This window comes from Cellulomonas sp. B6 (assembly GCF_001462455.1).
Taxonomy (GTDB): Bacteria; Actinomycetota; Actinomycetes; order Actinomycetales; family Cellulomonadaceae; genus Cellulomonas.
In genome coordinates, this window is record NZ_LNTD01000123.1 from 1 (window position 1) to 1326 (window position 1326).

A 1326-nucleotide genomic window follows, 5' to 3' on the forward strand; every position below is an offset into this window, starting at 1 on the left:
CGAGAGGTCAATCCAGTTCCACGCGGAGCAAGACCGGATCGCCCTCTCGGCGTGAGAGGGCGATCCAGCCTCGCGCGGCGAGACCGGATCGCTCTCTCCGCGCGAGATGTCACTTCAGCTCGACCCGACCCGACCCGACCCGACCCCAGGAGACCACCGTGCCCGTCGAGTTCCTCGGCATCGCCGCCCCGTCCGACGCGTCCGAGACGTCCGCCCGCACGACGTCCGGCCCGCTCGACCTCGCCTACCTCGAGCGGCTCGTGCGCGCGCACGCCGACCACGGCTGGACGCGTGTGCTCTTCGCGTACGGCTCGTCCGGCGCCGACCCGGCCGCGCTCGCCGCGTACGTCGCCGCGCGCGTGCCGGACGTCCAGCTGCTGCTCGCGCACCGCCCCAACGTGTCGGCGCCGACGTACGCGGCCAAGACGTTCGCGACGCTCGACCAGGTGTCCGGCGGGCGCCTGTCGGTGCACTTCATCACCGGCGGCAACGACCACGAGCAGCGGCGCGAGGGCGACACGCTCACCAAGGACGAGCGGTACGACCGCACGGGCGAGTACATCCGCGTCGTCAAGCAGGCGTGGGCGAGCGAGACCCCGTTCGACCACCACGGCACGCACTACGACCTCGAGGACTTCGTGCTCGACGTCAAGCCGTTCGGTGGCCGCACGCCGACCATCTCGTTCGGCGGCTCGTCGGACGCCGCCTACCGGGTGGGTGCCGCCGAGGCGGACGTCTTCGCCGTCTGGGGCGAACCGCGGGCGCGCACGCGCGAGCAGATCGACCGCGTGCACGCCGAGGCCGCGGCGGCCGGGCGCGCGACGCCGCCGCGCATCCACGCCGCCTTCCGGCCGATCGTCGCGCCGACCGAGGAGCTCGCGTGGGAGAAGGCCCACCGCGTGCTCGACCGCATCGAGGCGCGCAAGGCGGCACTCGGCGGCACGCTCAGCCGTCGGCACCCGGTCGACGCGCCCGAGAACGCGGGCTCGCAGCGGCTGCTGCAGATCGCCGCCGAGGGCGACCGGCACGACGAGGTGCTGTGGACGGCGACCGCCCGGGCGACGGGCGGCGCGGGCAACTCCAACGCGCTCGTCGGGACGCCCGAGCAGGTCGCGCAGGCGCTGCTCGCGTACTACGACCTGGGCGTCCGCGTGATCTCCGCCCGCGGGTACGACCTGCTCGACGACGCCGTCGACTTCGGCCGGTACGTCATCCCGCTCGTCCGCGAGGGGGTCGCCGAGCGCGACGCCGCCGCGGCCCGCGTCGCCTGACGTCCGGACCTGCCGCCCGACCGGACGCGCCGCCGCCCGGACCCGCCACCCGCCG

Annotated in this window: 1 protein-coding gene; it reads left to right on the forward strand. The window is 75.0% G+C overall.

Annotated features, from left to right (window positions below; genetic code table 11):
- Positions 1 to 158: 158 nt before the first annotated feature.
- Positions 159 to 1271 carry an LLM class flavin-dependent oxidoreductase gene (locus ATM99_RS11560; RefSeq protein ID WP_062103068.1) on the forward strand — a complete coding sequence of 371 codons (1113 nt, stop codon included), beginning with the start codon at positions 159 to 161 and terminating at the stop codon, positions 1269 to 1271.
- Positions 1272 to 1326: the final 55 nt, after the last annotated feature.